The sequence below is a fragment of the Nitrincola alkalisediminis genome, assembly GCF_009821115.1.
GTDB classification, from domain to species: Bacteria; Pseudomonadota; Gammaproteobacteria; order Pseudomonadales; family Balneatricaceae; genus Nitrincola; species Nitrincola alkalisediminis.
Window position 1 is genome coordinate 156,349 of sequence record NZ_VYTY01000004.1, and the last position, 19,283, is coordinate 175,631.

Sequence of the window (19,283 nt, forward strand, 5' to 3'; positions counted from 1 at the left end):
TACCTGCCGTTAGGAGATGTTCATGGGTTACTTTCGAAAATCATTGGCGTCGGCTGTCGCTGTCTCGTGTTTAAGTTTGGCGGCCTTTGCTGTTCAAGCAAAAGATTTTCGCTTAGGGCTAATTACCCCGCCGTCTCATCATTGGACACAAGCGGCTCAAGCCTTTGCCGATGAGCTCAATCAGGCATCCAACGGTAAGCACAGTGTTGCAATTTTTCCGGCACAGCAGTTGGGGAATGAAGCACAGATGGTTCAGCAGTTGCAAGCGGGCTCTTTGGATATGGCTTTTTTGACTATTGCTGAGGTTTCAAATCGTGTGCCAGAATTCGGTGCGCTCTATGCACCCTATTTGGTGGATAACGTGGACGAAGCCGCCAGTTTGCTCAAAACAGATGAAGCGAAACGTTTATTTGATCTTCTGCCACAACAAGCGGGTTTAATCGGTATTGGCTACGGCATGGCGGGCATGAGGCAAGTCATGAGCCGAGTGCCGGTCGAAAGTCCTGCCGATCTTCGGGGTAAAAAACTGCGAATTACCCCTTTTGAACCGATTCGCGATTTTTACAATGCGTTAGGTGCAGCTCCCACCCCTTTACCCTTGCCAGCCGTCTATGACGCTTTAGCAAATCGTCAAATTGATGCCATTGATATGGATTATGATTCAATCTTAATCTTCAAATTCTATGAGCGTGCCGAGCACTTGCTGATTTCTAACCATATGATGTTCCCGATGGTCGGCGTTGTCTCAGCTCGTGTGTGGAGAACTCTGGAGGAAGAAGATAAAGCATTAATTACAGAGCTGATGCAAGCTCAGCTAGACGGTGTATTAGAAACCTTCAGGCTGCAAGAAAAGGATCAAGAAGCTGAGCTAAGAGCGCTAAATATCATGATTACAGAAGCAAGTCGCGAACACTTTGCTGAAAGCATCGCGGCATGGGAAGCGATTTGGTCAGAAAAAGCGCAATCGTTAGGTGCATTAAGAGATGCAGTGAATAGACTGCGTACCCCCTAAAATCGCCGTCAGTGTTTTCGACAGTTAAGGCCCTAATCAACGTTAGGGTCGGTATTCAACAATGCAGTTATTACGACAACTCTCACATTGGGTCGCTAAGTTTGAAATGGCCTTAGCGGCTTTGATGGCGCTATTTATCAGTGTGTTGATCTTAGTGAACGTGGTCAGCCGAGCGCTGGGCATGGCCATTTACTGGATTGATGAGCTGGCCATTTATGCGATGATTTGGATGACCTTTTTAGCCACCTCTGTTGTGATTAAAAAACGTCAAACCCTTGCGGTCACCTTTTTAGTGGATCAATTACCCCTTAGGGGGCGGTATTGTTTAGCGCTGTTTAGTGATGTGATGATATTGGGGTTTGCTCTTTTATTGGCCGTCCTGTGTTATCGCTGGTATGACCCTTGGCGGTTATTTCAAACCGGATTTGATGTGATGGAGTATCAGTCGCAGACGTTCAATTTTATCTATTCAGAAAACACCAACACACTGGGTTTAAAAAAGGTTTGGGTGTGGATGTGTTTACCCTGGGTTGCATTCGCACTGATGATACACAGCAGCGTAAATGTGCTGGATCGACTCTTGTCTTGGAGAACGCCCAAGGCATACGAGCAAAAGGGAACGTCCGCATGATTTTGGCTGTGTTCTTAATTTTGTTGTTTGCTGCTGTTCCAATTGCACTTGTGTTGACCTTGACGTCTGCGGCTTATATTGCACAATCGGGTAATCATCTTTTATTTGATTCGTTCACTCAGCAACTGTTTGGGGCAATTGAAAACTATGGTTTGTTGGCCATCCCTTTGTTTATGCTGGCTGGTGAGTTAATGAATGAAGGCGGTTTAACGTCTCGCTTAATTAATATGGCGCGTATTTTAGTGGGCGGTTTTAGGGGTGGACTGGCGTATATTAACCTTGTGGCCAACATGATGATGGCTGCTATTATGGGATCGGCGGCTTCGCAGATTGCGATTATGTCGAGAGCGATGGTGCCTGCAATGGAAAAAGAGGGCTACTCGCCAGCCTACGCGGCGGCGATTACCTCTGCAGGGGGGCTTCTATCGCCGATTATTCCCCCCTCGATGCTATTTGTATTGTTTGGTGTGTTGGCTCAAGTACCCATTGCCGATATGTTTATTGCGGGTATTTTACCCGGTTTACTCATGTCAGCGTTGTTCTTCCTGACCATTGCGCTGATGGGGTTGGTGCACGAATATCCCAAGGGCCAGTGGTTAACAGCGGCAGAGGCTAAAAAAGCCTTTTGGATGGGGCTTCCCGCCTGCTTGATACCCGTATTGATCATTGGTGGCATTTTGACGGGACTGGTCACACCAACCGAATCAGCGGCCTTGGCATCCTTAGGAGCTTTGCTGGTGGGGACCTGTGTTTATAAAGAATTAAAACTCAGCCATTTACCCGAGATTATGAAGCGAACAGCATTGAATTCGGGCATGGTGATTATTTTGATCTCCGCTGCCGGTGTCTTTGGCTGGGTCCTAATCTACGAGCAAATTCCGCAAGCCGTCGCCGCTTGGATCGTTCAGCAAACCTCAGATCCCTTTGTCTTTTTATTGATGGTGGTTGCTGCGCTGATTTTAGTGGGGATGCTGTTGGACGGTATTGCAGCATTAATTCTGGTTGTGCCTATCCTGTTACCCGTTGCGCAAGCGGATTTTGGCATCAGCCCGTATCAGTTTGGTGTGGTTGTGTGTCTGACGCTCGTCATGGGACTTTTAACGCCACCCGTGGGGGCTGGCTTGTTCATTGGTTCGGCCATGACAGGTGTTCCCCCGATGAAGATATTTAAAGCGTTGCTCCCTTTTTTGATGATGACGTTACTCTCGCTTATCCTAATCAGTGGTATTCCGAGTATTGTCTTGATTTTACTTTGAATCCATCCATTTGTGGCTTTTCGTTACTCTGGATTGTCTGTAAAGTAGAGTGAGATTTGAGTGGCAACACACATAAGGTTGAGCACGAATGGCTAACCGCTTAGGAGTAAAATGATTGTTCGCTGATCCAGTTAAAGTGCTAATTACAGGTGCCGATGGGCAAGCTGGCTATGCGATTACGCATTTAGCGAAGTCCGATCCCTTTTTTGCCGTTACGGCGCTCAGTCGTAAACAGCTCGATATCACTCAACCTGAAAAGGTGATAGAGCAATTGGATGCGTGTCTTCCTGATTATGTGATTAACTGTGCTGGATTAAACAGTGCCGACCGTGCCGAGCGCGAACCGGAGCGTGCGTATCAACTCAATGCCGAGGGCGTAAAGAATCTGGCGCAGGCCTGTGCGAGCTTGTCGATTCCGGTCATTCATTTGTCCACGGATTATGTTTTCGATGGGCATTATGCCACGGGTTACAGCGAAAAAGATGAAACAGCACCGCTTGGCGTGTATGGCTTAAGTAAGTTTCAAGGAGAAGAGTATCTGCGAACAGGCTGGCCGCAGCATATCATTTTGAGAGTCAGTTGGTTGTTCAGTGAGCGAGGCGATAACTTCATGTTGCGCTTACTTGATGAAGCGCGTCATCAGGAAGAGATTTGCGCTGTGGATGATCGACGCGGTTGTCCTACGAGTGCCTATGACTTAGCTCGAGTGGTGGTGGCGATTCTTAAGCAAATTAGCAATGGAGCGGATGCCTGGGGAACCTATCACTATTGCGGTGCTGAAGTGACCACGCGATATGGCTTCAGTGAAGCCGTTATTGCCGCCGCACGACAGTATGAAAACTTAAAAGCCACCCATCTTGTACCTGTTTCAACCAAAGATTATCCCACCGAAGCTCAACGTCCCTCTACCTCTGTTTTAAAATGCCAGAAAATTTTAAACGTTTTCGGTATTCGGCAGCGTCCGTGGCGCAGCGAATTGCAGCGGTTAGTTCGCATCTACTATGATCAAGTGGAAACATGAAATGGGCGTGACCCCATAGGGGCCCGCCTGTGTTCAGCGAAAGGGGTTAGAACAAGCCGAGCGTTGCCGAGCGCGCCAGAGCGACCTTAGCAATGTAGATTAAGGCCGTACCCGCCAAGGCCAAGCCAAGAATTTTTTCCCCTAATGAGTGGGCCTTTTTGAATGCGTAGACGGCAAAGGCAATATACAGTATGAGTCCAATGATTTTTGCCAACACCCAGCCAACGTGCAAAGGGTTCATCTGCATGGCGACCAAAAGGCCAATCGCCGATAGAATCAACAAGGTATCAACCACGTGGGGAAGAATTTTAAACAGTTTCTTCTGAAGCCCTTTTGGCCATGCCAGCAACATCACGGCACGAATCAAAAAGAGTAAAATCGTGATAGCAACCATCGTGAGATGAAGGTGTTTAAACGCCATGTACATAAGACAGGATTCTCATATTATTAATCAAGGAAAGCAGACTTTGGCATAAGCCAGACCTTCGAGCAACTGCTGGGTTCAGTTGTTGTGAAAATGGGACGTTGGAAAGAAGTATCTAGATTTCATTTTCACTTAGTACCCGTAACCTTTTCAGGGCGAAATCCAATAATGGCCATACCACCAAAGAATAGGGTTGTCGCCAAGGTCACCCAGAAGGCTTCGAGGTTTAGCTGCGAGTACATGGCGAAGCGAACTAACTCAACGGCATAGGTAAAGGGGTTCAGGCTACACACCCAGTAGAGCCATTCACTGCTTTCACGCATTCGCCACAGAGGATAGAGCGCGGACGACATAAAAAACATCGGGAAAATAACAAAGTTCATGACCCCCGCAAAGTTTTCCAACTGTCTGATTTTAGACGATAAAAACAGACCGATTGCGCCTAGTTCAAGGGCTGTGAGCAATAAAGCAGGCAGTGCATAAAGAAGCCCAATTAAGGGTAAACGTATGTCGAGCGCTAAGGTGATGCCATAAAACGCATACACCTGAATCAGTGAAATCAGAGCAATGGCAAAGAGTTTACAAAAGAGCAACCAGCTGCGAGGGAGAGGGCTCATTAACAATACTCGCATACTGCCCATCTCTCGATCATAGACCATGGACAGAGCACTTTGCATGCCGTTAAACAACAGAATCATGCAGGCCAGACCGGGAATAATGTAGGTCTCATAGGTGATGTAGGTTTGGTATGGGGGCGTAATCGACAAGCCGAGTGCCGCACGAAAGCCCGCCGCGAATACAATCAGCCAAAGTAAAGGGCGAACCAGCGAACTAAAAAAACGTGAGCGCTGGTGAATAAAACGTAAAAACTCTCGCTTTAAAACGCCCAAAAAACTGTAGGCATAGACAGAAAAATTCATATGACCGTTTCCCTCAGGCCTGTGATCTGCTCAAAGGCATCGGATAGAAGATGAGTCTGGGTGAGCGATAATAACTGAGTACCCGTGTCTGCAAACAGCAAATGACCTTTATTCAACACAAGCAGATGATCCTCGGGACGAATTTCATCCATCAAGTGAGTGGTCCAGAGCAGGGTGAGTGCATGGGTTTGGCAGAGGCCTCGTACATACTCATTGAGTTCGAGGCGTGTGCGCGTGTCCAACCCCACACTGGGTTCGTCAAGCAGTAAAACCTTAGGTCGGTGCAGGAGTGCACGGGCAATTTCGACACGACGCCGATGGCCCCCGTTCAAACTGCGCACTTTATCATTGAGGCGGTCAGACAGGCCCATACGAGCCAGCTCTTCAAGCGCTCGGTTCTTAACTTGTTGGCGTGACAGGCCATGAAGCGCACCATGGTATTCAAGATTGTGTAAGACGCTGAGATCTAAATCGAGTGTGCTTTGTTGGAAGACAACGCCAAGTGATGCCATGATTCGTCTGGGTGCTTGGCGCAGGTCGTCCTCATGAATTTTGATGGAACCTGACTGTAATGCGAGCAGGCGTGTCAGAAGTGAAATAAGTGTGGTTTTCCCCGCGCCATTAGGGCCAAGCAGTGCATTGAAGCTTCCCGCCGTGAGGGAAAACGTCAGGTCGTGAAGGACCTGACGTTTTCCATACTGGAAGTTGACAGCATTGAGTTCAATACTCATTTACGGCGCTGCCACAACGCCCCAAGGGTAACGGCCCACCTTGAGGGTTTTAATCACTTCACGCTTCTCAACATCGATGATTGACACATCGCCACTCACACCGTTGGTTGATATCACGTATTTGTCATCAGGTGTGAGTCCCACTCCCCAGACACGACGTCCAACCAAGAAATACTCAAGAACTTCATAGGTTTGTTGATCGATCATGGCCACGTGGTTAGCGGGGCCTAGCGCGACAAAGGCGTAGCGACCGTCTTGAGTTAACTGAATACCAACGGGTTGAATGCGATCCGGGTGAACGCCTTTGATTTCGAAGTTGATTTTGTGAATTTCCTCGCGGCTGTCGACATCGTAAATGGTAACAGTGCCACCAATTTCAGCGGAGGCCCAGAGACGTTGACTGTCGTGGGTAAACTCAACGTGTCGAGGACGTTGGTCAATCACCGTGTTGTCGACCAGTTCAAGTGTTTCAGTATCGATCCAATGCAGCATATTGGTGGTTTCGCTGGTGTTGACCGCCCATTTTCCATCGGGGCTAACACCCATGCCTTCCGGTTCAATGCCCACTTCAATTTGCGCGAGGACTTGGTGGGTTTCCGTATCGACAACGGAGACAATATCGTCATCCTCATTGGCAATAAATAGCAAGCGATCATTGGGATGCAGGGCAAACTGCTCGGGATCATCGCCGGAAGGAAGGTCGGTGATAAACTCAAAGGTCTTCGCATCATATATTTCAACGCGGTCTGAGTCGCTTGCACAGACATAGAGCTTTGAATAGTCGCTGTTTAAGAGAATCCCTCTGGGGCGCATGCCCACATTGAAGGTGTTCACAACTTCCCAGCTTTTTGTATCAATTACCGAAATGGTGTTGTCTCGCTCATTGGAAATAAACGCAGTCCCTGCAAACAGAGGTGTGCTAAATAATGCCCCTGCGATTAAGCCTGTTAGTAGACGTTTTTTAAACATAGTTACTCTCCACTTTATTTATTATTTTACGTGGCATTGACTTTCGGGCGCGTCAAAACCAAGGGTATCCAAGTCAGTTACCGGATGTAAAAAGCCTTCCTGAGGCGATTGTGAAACAAGTGCTCGCGGGTGGACCAATGGAATGGGCTGTTTTAACTGCCCACTCCAAGGTCTGTATTCCAAACGTCTACCCTTAAACCCTGCCAGTTGAAAATCATCCGATAAAATAAACGCTCGAACATCCTTTAATTCAGTTGTCTTGATGGCGGCGACGGCCTCGCCAACGGTACGAACGCCTGCCCATGAGGCGTAGTCCAATTCGTTCATCCAGCGATCAGCGTGTCGCTCAAAGCGGCTGTGCAATTGAGCAGCACCCCAGGCTTCAACCGCCTTGTGCCAACCTGTTGGCATTAAGCCTTGCGTACCTGCAACGGGGCGGGGCAGCCAAGTGTTGTAGAGTAGATATTCACCAAAATCACCTCGTTCGTCAGCAACAATCACGACATCGTAATCACTGGCACGTGTGAACATGGGCAGTTCTTGTTGTGCCGTGCGGCGTAGGTCCGTGTCAAAGTCCCATTCTTTTTCAGCCACTATGCGTCCACCAAAACGGTCGGCTGCACGTCGAATGGCAGCCGCATAGGCTTTATCATCTTCCGTTTGCCCTGTGACGAGCAGCCATTTATTCCAGCGCCGTGCCGCTAACCACTGCCCAAGTGCGTCGGCGAGCATCGCACGGGATGGCAGAGTATGCAGAAGTCCTGGGATGCATTCATTGACTCTTAAAGCATCGTCCTTGCTACCGGCATTAAACAATAAGGCATCGTCGCCGAAGGTTTCGTGCAGACGTCGTATTTGGTCGGCAGGTAGGTTAGCAACGAAAAACCGAACACCGTCCGCATGAAGCTGCGTGGCAAACTCATAGAGTTCGTCTGCATCATCCGTGTGTAAGGCATCTAAATGATAGGTTTGCTTTAAAAAACGTCCCGTACTGTTGTTGTCGCGTAATGCGACCTCAGCGCCTTTCAGTCCCGAGTCTTCAGGTTCGGGAAATGAATTCGACAACAGAGGGCCTTTGTCTTCCTCAAACCCCAAATAGGCAATACGCACCTCCAGCCCTTCACTGTGAGCCGGTGTTGACAAAGCGATTGCACTGGCTAGAAGGCAGGCTGTAACAGGAGCAGTTATCAGTTTTTTTATCGTTTTCATGGCTGATTCTTCTGCATTTATAAACGTGGTCTTCAGCTTAGAAGCTTGAGGGATAAATCTGAATGTTTAGAAAGTAGTAATTATTTAGTTCTTAAGTAGCATTTTTTTTGAGCAGGGCTGGGATAGTCTAAAAAGGAGCATACTTACAAAAATAAAAGAGGTGATAGACATGCTATCTAAAAAACACATTGGAGTGAAATCTATATTGGCTGCCATCGCAATATCCGTGTCGGGTATGGCTTGGTCTGCTGGTGATTTGACTCAGCGACCTGAACGATTAGAGCCAATACAACTGGGTAAGTTAACAGATACTGAGTTGTTGGATTATTTTATGGAACCGAAGGAATACACCTTTGAAACGGGGAAATCCTATCGATTGAAAATACAAGCGTCTGGATTGAAAGAGTACGCATTTCAAGCACCTAAGTTTTTTGAGTCCATCTATATCCGTAAAGTTGAAGCCGGTGGTGTTGAGATCAAAGGTGTTGGGTTAACGGAGCTAGAGTTTGAAGATAAAGGCGAGGCCGAGATTTTCTTTGTGCCGATACGCCCCGGTGAATTTCCATTCTATATCAAAGGTCACGAAGAGCGTGGCATGACTGGCGTCTTTAAAGTTGAGTAAAGTTTCTATTTACATTGTTATTGAGCACTTAGTACTTAAGTATCAAAAAAAACAGTCTAATGACGAATCTTAAAATAATTTAAAAGACATCACTATCTACCCATAAAAACATTTTTAAGTTTAATAAATCTAATAATGGGTGATTAAAAATGAAAACCAAGCAAAAAGCATTCAGCCTTATCGCTGCGTCAATGATAACAATGGGTCTTTCCACTTTAGCCATTGGCCATGGCGACGTAACGCCGCAAGCCGTCGATACAAAAGGATTATCTTCACTTGGTTCTGATTGGCTGGACGAAAATCCGTACCGTCCAGGTCATGCTGAATACGATACGGCTGTGCGCATTGGTGCGTCTGCATACAATCAAAACTGTGCGCGTTGTCATGGTTTAGAAGCGATATCGGGCGGTATCGCTCCTGATCTTCGTGAAATGGAGAATGGCCTAGAAGGGGATGAGTGGTACATCTACCGTGTTCGTGAAGGTGCGGTAAGAGATGGCCGTGTCTACATGCCGCGTATGGCCGATCATATGGATCAAGAAGCGGTATGGGCCATTCGTGCTTGGTTGGAGACTGTGAGCCATGGGCATTAACCAACGCGTTTTTCTTCCTTTTCTACTCGTCCTGACCCTGCTAAGTGCAGGGCAGGCGTTTTCTCGTCCCTATGATGAACTTTTGGCCTCTGGCTTTTTACGGGTGGGGGTTTACGAAAATTTCCCTCCGTATTCATTTAAAAATGCAGACGGTGAAGCTGTCGGAATTGATGTGGATATTGCACAGCATATTGCCGACGAAATGGGTCTTGAACTTGAGCTGTTCTGGATGCTCCCCGACGAAGATCTTGCCGATGATCTGAGAAACTATCTCTGGCGTGGGCATGTGCTTGATCATGACCACAAGCATGAACGTTTGTCCGGTAAGAAAGTGGCGGATGTCATGTTGCGTGTGCCTTATGACCGTAATTTTAATTACGCGCGTGGTTACATAGGTCAGGGGGTGTATGCCTATCAAAACGATCTGATTGTGATGATGATGCCCTATCAACGTGAGACGTGGAAGTTGGCACATAATTCGGATCGCCTTGAAGCGGCCCGAACCCTCGCCGTTTTCCAATACCACCCGATTGGCGTTGAAATGGAAACCGTGCCAGCTTTCATGTTGACATCGGTTTTTAATGGTAACTTGCGCAACCAAGTGCGCCACTTCCGCTCTCCCGCTCAAGCGTTTCAAGCAATGGTTGAGGGTGAGGTGACAGCGGTCATGGCGATGAGAGGGGAGTTAGAGTGGCTGCTGGCTCAGCACGCATCCGATAGCTTAAAAATGGGAGACACCACCTTTCCAGCCATGGGAAAACAGCATTGGGATATTGGCATTGCGGTTAGAGAAGCAGACCGTCAATTGGGGTATCACATTGAGGGGATTCTAGAGCCTCTGGTAATGAGCGGTGAAATTGCCAGTATTTTTGAACGCTACGGCGTCACTTGGGAAGTGCCTGCTTTTTACGATTTCTAGCAACTGGCTCAGTCTGACAGACGGCTAGACGTCATGCGGGTACAGATGATCAATATAACAATAAAAGAAATTGCCCATGAAAAGACTACTCATACTCTACTGCGCCATCTGTTCTGGAATCTTGCCTAGCCTGGTTCTTGCTCAAGTTCACGACAGCGTGATGTGGGATTACACCCGTAAGATGTTTTTAGGGGAGGCTCTGTATCAATTTGATGATCGGATACGTGTCTCTTTACCTGAGTTTGCTGAAGATTCGATGCAAGTTCCGGTATCGGTTGATGCCAGTGCAATCGATGAGCCCATTGTAAAAATGATTACTTGGGCGGATTACAACCCTATTCAGCATATCTTCACCTACCATCCTGAGTCTGGGATGCTGCCACAAGTTTCCATTACCTTTAAGGTCCAGCAAAGCACACCCGTGCGAGCGGCTGTGTTGACGGAATCAGGGCAGTGGTTAGTGGGATCTGGTTATGTGAGTGCGGCGGGTGGAGGATGCACCTTGCCAAGCGAGTCGCGCATGAATGACGATTGGCAGTCCAGTCTTGGCCAGATTCGAGCCGGTCGATTTTCAAGACATGATCAGCCAGGTGCGGATCGCTATAAGTTTCGCATTATGCATCCGATGGACTCAGGTTTGGTTGCCAATATCCCCAGTTTTTATTTAGAGCAAGTGGAGCTGAGGGCTGAAAATGGCGATCTACAGGTGCGCTTGGAGTTGTCACCCGCCGTTTCCGAAAACCCTAGCATTAGTTTTGATCGGCTGAGTTCGGATCAGCATTATCAGCTGTGGGTCAGGGATAACGATGGCAATGAATTCCAACGAGCACTTTAAGGGGGCCGCTATGGTTTTAAAACACCTGCGTTATGCACTGATGGGCTTGCTCGTTTGTGGCAGTTGGGTACAGGCCAATCCTTTGAACTACGAATTGACACCCCAGGAAATAGCGCCAAATACCTGGGTTGTGACCGGCTTAACGGAAGACTTTACTCCGCAGAATGGCGGCGATATTGTGAATACCGCCTTTATTGTTACGGCAGAGGGTGTCGTTGTATTGGATACCGGACCGTCCAAGCGTTATGGAGAGGCGTTGCGCCGTGTCATCCGTGAGGTGACAGAGCAGCCGATTGCGCGTGTTTATAACAGTCATCACCATCCGGATCATTTTTTAGGGAATCAAGCGTTTGCGGATGTCGATATTTATGCCTTAGCCGCAACCATCGACTTAATTAAAAGTCGAGGCGAAGCCTACACCGAGAATATGTATCGCATGGTCGGGGATTGGATGCGAGGCACCGATGTTCTATTGCCCAACCGTATTCAAACACCAGGCCAAGAGAGAATAGGTGAACATTCCCTTAGGTTTATGGCGTTTTCGGGGCATAGCGGGCCGCAGTCCGATCTCGTCATACTTGATGAAACGACAGGTGTGCTGTTCGCATTTGATCTGGTGTTTTATGACCGAGCACTCACAACACCCGACACACCTGGCCTCATGCAATGGCTTGAGGATATCGATGCGTTATCTTCACTTGAATTTACCACTCTTGTGCCGGGACATGGGGAGGTTGCCACTTCAAGAGAGCCTTTGGATCAGATGCGAGCCTACCTCACGTGGCTGGATCAGGTATTAACCGATTCGGCTGCGCAAGGGCTCGTGGCAACGGAGGTGATGAGGGTGGATATTCCTGAGCGTTTTTCTTCAGTGGCTTTAGCGGCACAGGAGCTACAACGCACAGTGACACATTTGTATCCCAAGTATGAAGACCTGTTCTTTGCTGAGAATTTTTAGAAGTAGTACGACTAATGTACCGCTAATACACGACGAGCGGTCAATGGTTGATCTTGAGTAACTGGCCAAAATAAAAGCATTCCTAAGTACACCGGGAAAACAGCCCAGTCTATACCGGGAAAACAACAATAATCCGTAAAGGTGATCAACATGAAACCAAGCCATGGTAAATATTTTGCAATCAGCGCTTTGGTCGCTGCTATGTCTTTGAGCTGGCAAGCTCACGCGGTAACCAATGATGACTTATTGCAAGACCATCTGACCACAGACCGAATTGTGACCGATGGTATGGGTCTGCAAAAACAGCGTTACAGTCCGTTAACAAAATTAAATACGGATAACGTGAAAGATCTGCGTCCTGTTTGGGCGTTTTCGTTCGGTGGCGAGAAGCAACGTGGACAAGAAGCACAACCCATTATTGTGGATGGGGTAATGTATGTGTCGGCATCCTACTCGCGTGTTTTTGCAGTTGATGCGAGAACGGGTGAGGAGCTTTGGGAATACAATGCTCGTTTACCGGACGGTATCATGCCCTGCTGTGACGTGATTAACCGTGGTGTGGGTGTGTATGATAATCTAGTGATTTTCGGCACCTTGGATGCACGTCTGGTGGCGCTCGATAAAGACACAGGTCGTGTGGTGTGGCGTAAAACCGTTGGTGACTATCAAGAGGGCTATTCAATCACAGCGGCTCCACTGATCGTCAATGACAAAATCATCACAGGGGTTGCCGGTGGTGAATTTGGTGTAGTGGGTAAAGTAGAAGCCTATGATGCCAAAACAGGCAATTTGCTTTGGACGCGTCCAACGGTAGAAGGGCACATGGGGTACATCTGGAAGGATGGCCAGCAGGTTGAAAACGGCATCACCGGTGGCGAGGCTGGAAAAACCTGGCCGGGCGATCTGTGGAAAACAGGTGGCGCTGCCACTTGGTTAGGCGGAAGCTATGATCCAGACACCAATCTCTTGTTCTTTGGAACCGGTAACCCTGCTCCTTGGAACTCACATTTACGTCCTGGCGACAACCTCTACTCTTCTTCTCGCTTAGCGCTCAATCCTGATACGGGTGAAATTGTTTGGTCATTCCAAACCACACCAAATGACGGTTGGGACTACGATGGTGTGAATGAGGTGATCTCATTTGATTACGAAGAAAACGGTAAGACGGTTAAAGCGGTGGCAACGGCGGATCGTAACGGTTTCTTCTATGTATTAGAGCGTGAATCCGGTGACTTTATTCGTGGTTTCCCCTTTGTCGATAAAATCACTTGGGCGTCTGGCCTAGATGAAAATGGACGCCCTATCTTTAACGATGATAACCGTCCTGGCAATCCTGCTAAAACCGAAGGCACTCAAGGTCAAACTGTAACAACGGCTCCGTCCTTCCTCGGTGGTAAAAACTGGATGCCGATGGCCTATAGTCAAGAGACAGGTCTATTCTATGTACCGTCCAATGAGTGGGAAATGGACATCTGGAATGAAGATGTGACCTACCGTAAAGGGGCTGCTTATTTGGGGGCCGGTTTTACGATTCGTCCGATACATGAAGACTATATTGGTGTTCTGCGTGCCATCGATCCAAAAACCGGTGAAGAAGTCTGGCGTTACAACAACTATGCGCCTTTATGGGGCGGCGTTATGACGACCAAATCAAACCTGGTGTTTACGGGTAACCCTGAAGGCTACTTGATGGCGTTTGATGCGAAGACCGGTGAAATGCTCTATCGCTTCAATACTGGCTCCGGCATTGTAGGAACGCCTGTCACTTGGGAAATGGACGACGAACAATATGTATCGGTTGTGTCTGGATGGGGTGGAGCAGTTCCGTTATGGGGCGGCGAGGTGGCGCAGCGCGTCAGTAATTTTAACCAAGGCGGTTCAGTCTTCACCTTTAAGCTTCCTAAAGCCTACGAATAAGCGCTGAGCAGAGCGTTCGTTGATTAAAACACCCCCATGCGTTCTGAGCGCATGGGGGTGTTTGTTGTTAGGCTATTGAGATATAGAACGAGGGGCGGCTTGTTCGAAGGACATGAGTCTTCCCATGTCTTCGTTATACCAAGTCCAATATGCTCCCTCAAGGCTCACATAGGTGGCCTGTTCGAGCGTCTGTAAAAACTGGGTTTCCAAATCGGCTGTTTGCATGCAGAACATACGAGTGGTGGCCACAGGACCCAAGGTGACTCGATTGCCGTCTAAGGTGATTGAGCCAGCAAGCGAGTTACAGCCCGTATGCCCAGATAACTGTTGACCGCTGACTTTGATAAAGGGTTTACCCTCTTCCGGTAAGGCCTGACGTGATATGTCTGTGATCTCGCGCAGTCGCCATTCATGGTGCTCGATTTTTTCCAGAGAGGTTCCACAGGTCGTTGCAGGTGTGAAGGATGTGAGAGTGTTAAAGGCCAAGTAGTAATTTGCAGGGCCTTCTTCAGGTGTCTGCCAATTGAGGGATACGTCGGCATTGATTTGTAAATAGCTGCCAGGGGCGCTAATCGAGGATAAATAGGTGCGCTCTATATCAAGCCAAGTCTCTGTCATTTCGACGGGAAAACGCGTTCCGGTCGAGCAGTCGACGACACTCGCGGCATCCGCGTAATACACCAGCATGCCCGTTATACTCATTGCTAAGGGTTTAGGTGCCCACTCTACTGGACGTATTTCGTAGTTTAGGTTGGATTGAATAGGACGGCCTTCAGTATCGGCTTGCAGCCAACCCCCACTCTCTGTCGCAAAAAAGACTAGGTTTGAATCTTCGTGCTGAAGCAATAAGCGTGTTTCATCTATTTGCCAATGTCCAGCGCGAGTAAAGGTGGCATTGGCGCGATCTTGATAGGTTTCCGTTAAAAAATAGCGACCATCTGGGAGCAGATCAAGCTGAGTTTCAATGCCAGGGCAGCTGGCGCAGGGCAACACTCCAGAAAAAGATTGAGGCGCTATAGGTGTGGTGACTTGATCGGGCGTGGCCAGTGCTGAGGGGGCAACCGTGCTTTGGCTGCTGCAGCCAGCCAGCATCAACAAACAAGTGGATAAGGCTAGGGTACTACGTGTATGAATACGCATTGTTCACAATTCCTATTGTAGAGTCATTCTGCATTTTACTCATGGGTGTGCCAAGATGTCAGGCACTTACACCAAGACAACGTTCCGTCGATGACGAGGTGTTCAGCATTTTGATCGAGATCCTGAATGTTAGGAAACAATATTTTCAGATGATTAATTGCATGAAACAATCGAAACAATTAGATTAATACCATCGAAGTCTATGATGATCTGTTTTAGCAGATTATCCAAGAAGTCCGTTCCCAATTTCTCATCTTATTCTTAATCAACCCGTCAATTGTATGGAGTCAGTTGTATGCGAGGCTTTTGGCTAGCGTTGGCCGCCTATGTCATATGGGGATGTTTTCCACTGTATTTTAATTTGCTGAAAGAGATACCCGCGATCGAGGTGTTATCCAATCGCGTCATTTGGTCGCTGGTGGCAACGATGACGATTGTATTGGTGATGGGGCGTTTTCAGTCTTTCTGGCAGTTGTTTCAGCAACGCGCGATGATGCCTTGGTTAATCCTTAGCTCGCTTTTGATCGGTGCGAACTGGTTAATTTATATTTGGGCGGTGGGTCAAGGGCGTGTTCTTGAAGCCAGTTTAGGCTATTACATGACCCCCTTAGTCAGCTTGTTTTTGGCGCGTGTGTTGTTAAAAGAAAAACTGCACCCATTACAGGCGATTGCAGGCGGAATCGCGGCGATTGCAGTTGCTTGGGAGCTGTATAGTTTGGGCTCACTTCCTTGGATCCCCTTAACCTTGGCATTATCCTTTGGTTTTTATGGACTGGTCCGAAAACACTTTCCGGTTGATAGTCTCAATGGTCTAACCGTTGAAACGTTATGGTTGTTCCCTCTGGCCTTACTTTGGATGGGATGGCAATTTGTTCAGGTGGATGTCGACCTAGCTTTTGGTGAAGATTTAACGACGAGTTTGCTGCTGTTTGCCTCTGGGATTTTGACGGCCATTCCTTTGCTGCTGTTTGCCGCTGCAGCCAAGCGACTCGATTTATCGATTGTTGGCTTTATTATGTACATTAACCCAACCTTACAGTTTTTGATTGCCGTATTGATTCTTCAAGAAGACTACCCACCGCAACGTTTGGTGACGTTTGGGTTGGTGTGGGCAGCCTTGTTGGTGTTTATGCTGGGTCTTTGGCTGGGTCGTAACCAAAGAGCTGCGGTGGTTAGCCTTGAGCGTTAGCCTTCACCGAGTTGGCCAGTCGAGGTGTTCAGGGCTGAACCACTCTGTATTGATACATGATTGACAGTTGTCAGTCAGGAACATCTTTCCTTGCGAAGGTGGGCTTCGATAGTGGTAATGAGTCGAGTTGTACTCAAAACTTAAGCAATAGGCATGTAGATACCCACGATCCGCGTCACCCCCTCCGTAGCGTTGATCGCCAAGTATCGGAGTGCCTAGGCTGGCGAGTGCGACGCGTAGCTGGTGTGTTTTGCCTGTTTCGGGCTTTAATAGGTAAAGACGTAACCCCTCCTGTAGCGCATGTGAGTAGAAGCGCGTAATCGCTGGGTTGTCTTGGCTGCGCATCAGTTTGAATTGGCCGCGTCGTGATTTGGCCATATCGCCTTGTATTTTGCCTTGTTTTTTTGTGGGCTTGCCTTTGGCAATCGCTAAGTAGAACTTTTGTATACGTCGTTCTGAAAAGCGCTTGGCTAGCTGGTGTGCCGCTTCTGACGATTTTGCAAACAGAAGTAAGCCCGAGGTCAGTGTGTCGAGCCGATGGACGGCAAATACGGGATACCCTAAATTCTGTTGCAATTGCGCCGCTAAACCTGCCTCACCCGACTGGCTGTGGAAATCGACACCTGGGTGTTTATCCACCACTAGGAAATCCGTTTCGTTCGCAACAAGGTCATACATATTGAAATCTCTTAAAGAAGTTTTGCGTTGTGTCTGAGAGCATTTTATCCTGTTGCCGGCAGAACTGCCTTAAGTGAATGGTGTTTGATAATAAGTGAGAGAAAGCGACATGAACCGCTGGGACTGTATTGATGCGTTTGTAGAAGTAGTAAAGCTCGGTAGTTTTTCAGCAGCGGCTAAACATCTGAATGTCTCGGGTTCACATGTCAGTCGTTTGGTCGCGCGCTTGGAAGAGCAACTGGGGACGCAGCTTTTGTATCGAACCACTCGGCACATACGCTTAACCGATGCTGGCCAAGTGTATTTTGAGCATTGTCGTCACATGCTGGATGGCTTTTTGGAGGCTGAAGCAGCGATTAATGATTTGCAAAGCAGTCCAAAAGGTATTTTACGCCTGACGGCTGGAACCACCTTTGGTGAGCACTTTATCGCACCCATTGTGAATGATTTTATGTTGAAGTACCCCCTGTTGGAAGTGCGTATGCACTTTACCAACCGCTGCGTTGAGTTGGTTGAAGAGGGCTATGATGTTGCTATTCGTATGGGTGTCCTGGATGACTCATCGTTGATTGCACGACGCATTCTGGATCGAAATGAACGTTTAGTGGCGTCGCCGGAGTATCTCCAGCACCATGCGGCACCTGAGTGTTTGCAGGATTTATATCAACATCAGTGTTTAGTGGGTACGAAAGATCGCTGGTTATTTTCCGTGGACGGGCAACGTCGAGAGATCCGTATCAGCGGTCGCTACCATGCGAACTCAGGATTGGCGCTCGTGGATGCGGCGTTGAAAGGAATGGGAATTTCTCAGCTTCCGGGGTATTACATTGATGAATACATCGAAACGGGGCGGCTAGTACCTGTGCTTGATGAATACCGCTTTCGGGAATCCGCGGTATGGATTATGTACCCTCATCATCGCTATCTCTCGCCTAAAGTCAGATTGTTCATTGATTTTCTGGTTGAACGTACACAAAAGCCCGATATTTTGCGCTTATTTGCTCAGGTATAAGCGCATTATTTCTCAGTAACAAAAGTCATTTGCTGACCAACCCCTAATCCCCAGCCGCTTAATCTCTATAATGGTTAGCTATTAAGAACATTCGTTAGCTTAAGAAAATCAGGAGTTAAGATGGACATGATCAAAACAAGAGCCGCCGTTGCTTGGGGACCCGGCCAACCGTTAAGCATTGAAGAGGTGGATTTGATGCCGCCTCAAAAAGGCGAAGTGTTGGTGCGCATTGTTGCTACGGGTGTCTGTCATACGGATGCTTTCACCTTGTCAGGTGATGATCCAGAAGGTATTTTTCCTGCGATTCTTGGTCATGAAGGGGCTGGCATTGTTGAAGCCGTTGGCGAAGGTGTAACCAGCTTAGCGGTGGGTGACCACGTGATTCCGCTCTACACGGCTGAGTGTGGTGTTTGTAAATTCTGCAAGTCAGGCAAAACCAACCTCTGCCAAGCGGTTCGTGCGACTCAAGGTAAGGGGCTGATGCCGGACGGCACGACGCGTTTTTATAAAGATGGTCAACCCATTTATCACTACATGGGAACGTCTACGTTTTCTGAGTACACGGTGGTTCCCGAAATTTCGCTAGCCAAAATAAACAAAGACGCTCCCTTGGAAAAAGTCTGCTTGTTGGGCTGTGGTGTCACCACTGGGATGGGCGCTGTGCACAATACCGCCAAAGTCAAAGAAGGTGATACGGTCGCGGTGTTTGGCTTAGGGGGCATCGGTTTGGCCGTTATTATTGGTGCGGTTCAAGCAAAAGCCAGTCGAATTATCGCCATTGATTTAAATGAAGATAAGTTTGAAATAGCCAAAAAACTGGGAGCAACTGATTTTATTAATCCAAGCAAGTATGACCGCCCGATACAAGAGGTCATCGTTGAGCTCACAGATGGGGGCGTGGACTTCTCATTTGAATGTATCGGCAATGTGAATGTCATGCGAGCGGCTTTAGAGTGCTGTCATAAAGGTTGGGGTGAGTCCGTCATTATAGGCGTTGCCGGAGCTGGACAGGAAATCTCGACACGTCCTTTCCAATTGGTGACAGGGCGCGTATGGCGTGGCAGTGCCTTCGGTGGTGTTAAAGGGCGCTCAGAATTACCGGGTTATGTTGATCGTTTTATGCAAGGTGAGTATGAGTTGGACACCTTCATTACCCATACACTCCCTCTTGAACAAATCAATGAGGCCTTTGATTTGATGCATGAAGGCAAATCGATACGAACCGTTATTCATTACTAACAGGGAGC

General features: G+C 48.1%; 20 protein-coding genes. 13 read left to right on the top strand and 7 right to left on the bottom strand.

Features of this window, described 5'->3' with window-relative positions:
* Positions 1–22 precede the first annotated feature (22 nt).
* The 4 genes from F5971_RS08415 (at position 23) to rfbD (ending at position 3,920) form a co-directional block, all read left to right on the top strand.
* Positions 23–1,012, top strand: coding sequence for a TRAP transporter substrate-binding protein (locus tag F5971_RS08415; RefSeq protein ID WP_036511116.1), 990 nt, complete (start codon positions 23–25; stop codon positions 1,010–1,012).
* A 61-nt stretch (positions 1,013–1,073) separates the two neighbouring features.
* On the top strand, positions 1,074–1,643 hold the full coding sequence (locus F5971_RS08420; RefSeq protein ID WP_036511119.1) for a TRAP transporter small permease: 570 nt from the start codon (positions 1,074–1,076) through the stop codon (positions 1,641–1,643).
* Complete coding sequence (locus F5971_RS08425) at positions 1,640–2,899, top strand: TRAP transporter large permease (protein ID WP_036511121.1); 1,260 nt, start codon at positions 1,640–1,642, stop codon at positions 2,897–2,899. Before F5971_RS08420 ends, F5971_RS08425 begins: the two co-directional genes overlap by 4 nt.
* 115 nt (positions 2,900–3,014) lie before the next feature.
* Positions 3,015–3,920 carry a dTDP-4-dehydrorhamnose reductase gene (gene rfbD, locus F5971_RS08430; RefSeq protein WP_036511124.1) on the top strand — a complete coding sequence of 302 codons (906 nt, stop codon included), beginning with the start codon at positions 3,015–3,017 and terminating at the stop codon, positions 3,918–3,920.
* A gap of 46 nt (positions 3,921–3,966) precedes the next feature.
* Here rfbD and F5971_RS08435 read toward each other — a convergent pair whose 3' ends face one another.
* The 5 genes from F5971_RS08435 to F5971_RS08455 form a co-directional block, all read right to left on the bottom strand.
* Positions 3,967–4,341, bottom strand: coding sequence for a SirB2 family protein (locus tag F5971_RS08435; protein WP_157682315.1), 375 nt, complete (start codon positions 4,339–4,341; stop codon positions 3,967–3,969).
* A gap of 131 nt (positions 4,342–4,472) precedes the next feature.
* Positions 4,473–5,264 carry an ABC transporter permease gene (locus F5971_RS08440; protein ID WP_036511128.1) on the bottom strand — a complete coding sequence of 264 codons (792 nt, stop codon included), beginning with the start codon at positions 5,262–5,264 and terminating at the stop codon, positions 4,473–4,475.
* A complete protein-coding gene (locus F5971_RS08445; RefSeq protein WP_036511131.1) occupies positions 5,261–5,995 on the bottom strand; it encodes an ABC transporter ATP-binding protein in 735 nt (244 codons plus the stop codon). Before F5971_RS08445 ends, F5971_RS08440 begins: the two co-directional genes overlap by 4 nt.
* Positions 5,996–6,964, bottom strand: a complete 969-nt coding sequence (locus tag F5971_RS08450) for a YVTN family beta-propeller repeat protein (RefSeq protein ID WP_081763826.1) — start codon at positions 6,962–6,964, stop codon at positions 5,996–5,998.
* 21 nt (positions 6,965–6,985) lie between these two features.
* Positions 6,986–8,173 carry an ABC transporter substrate-binding protein gene (locus F5971_RS08455; protein WP_051514413.1) on the bottom strand — a complete coding sequence of 396 codons (1,188 nt, stop codon included), beginning with the start codon at positions 8,171–8,173 and terminating at the stop codon, positions 6,986–6,988.
* 169 nt (positions 8,174–8,342) lie between these two features.
* Here F5971_RS08455 and F5971_RS08460 point away from each other — a divergent pair, with 169 nt between their 5' ends.
* From F5971_RS08460 to F5971_RS08485, 6 genes are all read left to right on the top strand, one after another.
* Entirely contained in the window at positions 8,343–8,795 is a 453-nt protein-coding gene (locus F5971_RS08460) for a cupredoxin domain-containing protein (RefSeq protein ID WP_193494713.1), read from the top strand.
* Between the two features lie 149 nt (positions 8,796–8,944).
* Positions 8,945–9,388, top strand: a complete 444-nt coding sequence (gene pedF, locus F5971_RS08465; protein ID WP_036511135.1) for a cytochrome c-550 PedF — start codon at positions 8,945–8,947, stop codon at positions 9,386–9,388.
* Positions 9,378–10,307, top strand: a complete 930-nt coding sequence (locus tag F5971_RS08470) for a substrate-binding periplasmic protein (protein WP_036511138.1) — start codon at positions 9,378–9,380, stop codon at positions 10,305–10,307. The genes pedF and F5971_RS08470 overlap by 11 nt, the downstream gene beginning before the upstream one ends.
* 76 nt (positions 10,308–10,383) lie before the next feature.
* On the top strand, positions 10,384–11,142 hold the full coding sequence (locus tag F5971_RS08475; protein WP_036511141.1) for a quinoprotein dehydrogenase-associated SoxYZ-like carrier: 759 nt from the start codon (positions 10,384–10,386) through the stop codon (positions 11,140–11,142).
* Positions 11,114–12,100, top strand: a complete 987-nt coding sequence (locus F5971_RS08480) for a quinoprotein relay system zinc metallohydrolase 1 (RefSeq protein ID WP_237748596.1) — start codon at positions 11,114–11,116, stop codon at positions 12,098–12,100. Before F5971_RS08475 ends, F5971_RS08480 begins: the two co-directional genes overlap by 29 nt.
* 150 nt (positions 12,101–12,250) lie before the next feature.
* Positions 12,251–14,017, top strand: coding sequence for a PQQ-dependent methanol/ethanol family dehydrogenase (locus tag F5971_RS08485; protein ID WP_036511144.1), 1,767 nt, complete (start codon positions 12,251–12,253; stop codon positions 14,015–14,017).
* Positions 14,018–14,089: 72 nt separating this feature from the next.
* On the opposite strand, the gene F5971_RS08490 is transcribed toward F5971_RS08485, so the two are convergent.
* Positions 14,090–15,157, bottom strand: a complete 1,068-nt coding sequence (locus F5971_RS08490) for an META domain-containing protein (protein ID WP_036511147.1) — start codon at positions 15,155–15,157, stop codon at positions 14,090–14,092.
* A 295-nt stretch (positions 15,158–15,452) separates the two neighbouring features.
* On the opposite strand from F5971_RS08490, the gene rarD reads away from it, so the two are divergent.
* Positions 15,453–16,346: an EamA family transporter RarD gene (gene rarD / locus F5971_RS08495; RefSeq protein WP_193494714.1), complete on the top strand. Its 894-nt coding sequence runs from the start codon at positions 15,453–15,455 to the stop codon at positions 16,344–16,346.
* 3 nt (positions 16,347–16,349) lie between these two features.
* On the opposite strand, the gene F5971_RS08500 is transcribed toward rarD, so the two are convergent.
* The gene (locus tag F5971_RS08500; protein WP_193494715.1) at positions 16,350–17,024 is read right to left on the bottom strand and encodes a TIGR01621 family pseudouridine synthase; all 675 of its coding nucleotides are present in this window, start codon (positions 17,022–17,024) and stop codon (positions 16,350–16,352) included.
* Positions 17,025–17,133: 109 nt separating this feature from the next.
* Here F5971_RS08500 and F5971_RS08505 point away from each other — a divergent pair, with 109 nt between their 5' ends.
* Entirely contained in the window at positions 17,134–18,036 is a 903-nt protein-coding gene (locus F5971_RS08505) for a LysR substrate-binding domain-containing protein (RefSeq protein ID WP_051514414.1), read from the top strand.
* Positions 18,037–18,165: 129 nt separating this feature from the next.
* Complete coding sequence (locus tag F5971_RS08510) at positions 18,166–19,275, top strand: S-(hydroxymethyl)glutathione dehydrogenase/class III alcohol dehydrogenase (RefSeq protein WP_193364998.1); 1,110 nt, start codon at positions 18,166–18,168, stop codon at positions 19,273–19,275.
* Positions 19,276–19,283 lie beyond the last annotated feature (8 nt).

Bases quoted from the DNA above. Each gene is read 5' to 3' on its own strand.
- F5971_RS08490 (WP_036511147.1), bottom strand. From the start codon at position 15,157: ATGCGTATTCATACACGTAGTACCCTAGCCTTATCCACTTGTTTGTTG.
- F5971_RS08485 (WP_036511144.1), top strand. From the start codon at position 12,251: ATGAAACCAAGCCATGGTAAATATTTTGCAATCAGCGCTTTGGTCGCT.
- rarD (WP_193494714.1), top strand. From the start codon at position 15,453: ATGCGAGGCTTTTGGCTAGCGTTGGCCGCCTATGTCATATGGGGATGT.
- F5971_RS08505 (WP_051514414.1), top strand. From the start codon at position 17,134: ATGAACCGCTGGGACTGTATTGATGCGTTTGTAGAAGTAGTAAAGCTC.
- pedF (WP_036511135.1), top strand. From the start codon at position 8,945: ATGAAAACCAAGCAAAAAGCATTCAGCCTTATCGCTGCGTCAATGATA.
- F5971_RS08435 (WP_157682315.1), bottom strand. From the start codon at position 4,341: ATGGCGTTTAAACACCTTCATCTCACGATGGTTGCTATCACGATTTTA.
- F5971_RS08415 (WP_036511116.1), top strand. From the start codon at position 23: ATGGGTTACTTTCGAAAATCATTGGCGTCGGCTGTCGCTGTCTCGTGT.
- F5971_RS08445 (WP_036511131.1), bottom strand. From the start codon at position 5,995: ATGAGTATTGAACTCAATGCTGTCAACTTCCAGTATGGAAAACGTCAG.
- F5971_RS08480 (WP_237748596.1), top strand. From the start codon at position 11,114: ATGGCAATGAATTCCAACGAGCACTTTAAGGGGGCCGCTATGGTTTTA.
- F5971_RS08425 (WP_036511121.1), top strand. From the start codon at position 1,640: ATGATTTTGGCTGTGTTCTTAATTTTGTTGTTTGCTGCTGTTCCAATT.
- F5971_RS08470 (WP_036511138.1), top strand. From the start codon at position 9,378: ATGGGCATTAACCAACGCGTTTTTCTTCCTTTTCTACTCGTCCTGACC.
- F5971_RS08475 (WP_036511141.1), top strand. From the start codon at position 10,384: ATGAAAAGACTACTCATACTCTACTGCGCCATCTGTTCTGGAATCTTG.
- F5971_RS08440 (WP_036511128.1), bottom strand. From the start codon at position 5,264: ATGAATTTTTCTGTCTATGCCTACAGTTTTTTGGGCGTTTTAAAGCGA.
- F5971_RS08460 (WP_193494713.1), top strand. From the start codon at position 8,343: ATGCTATCTAAAAAACACATTGGAGTGAAATCTATATTGGCTGCCATC.
- F5971_RS08450 (WP_081763826.1), bottom strand. From the start codon at position 6,964: ATGTTTAAAAAACGTCTACTAACAGGCTTAATCGCAGGGGCATTATTT.
- F5971_RS08455 (WP_051514413.1), bottom strand. From the start codon at position 8,173: ATGAAAACGATAAAAAAACTGATAACTGCTCCTGTTACAGCCTGCCTT.
- F5971_RS08420 (WP_036511119.1), top strand. From the start codon at position 1,074: ATGCAGTTATTACGACAACTCTCACATTGGGTCGCTAAGTTTGAAATG.
- F5971_RS08500 (WP_193494715.1), bottom strand. From the start codon at position 17,024: ATGTATGACCTTGTTGCGAACGAAACGGATTTCCTAGTGGTGGATAAA.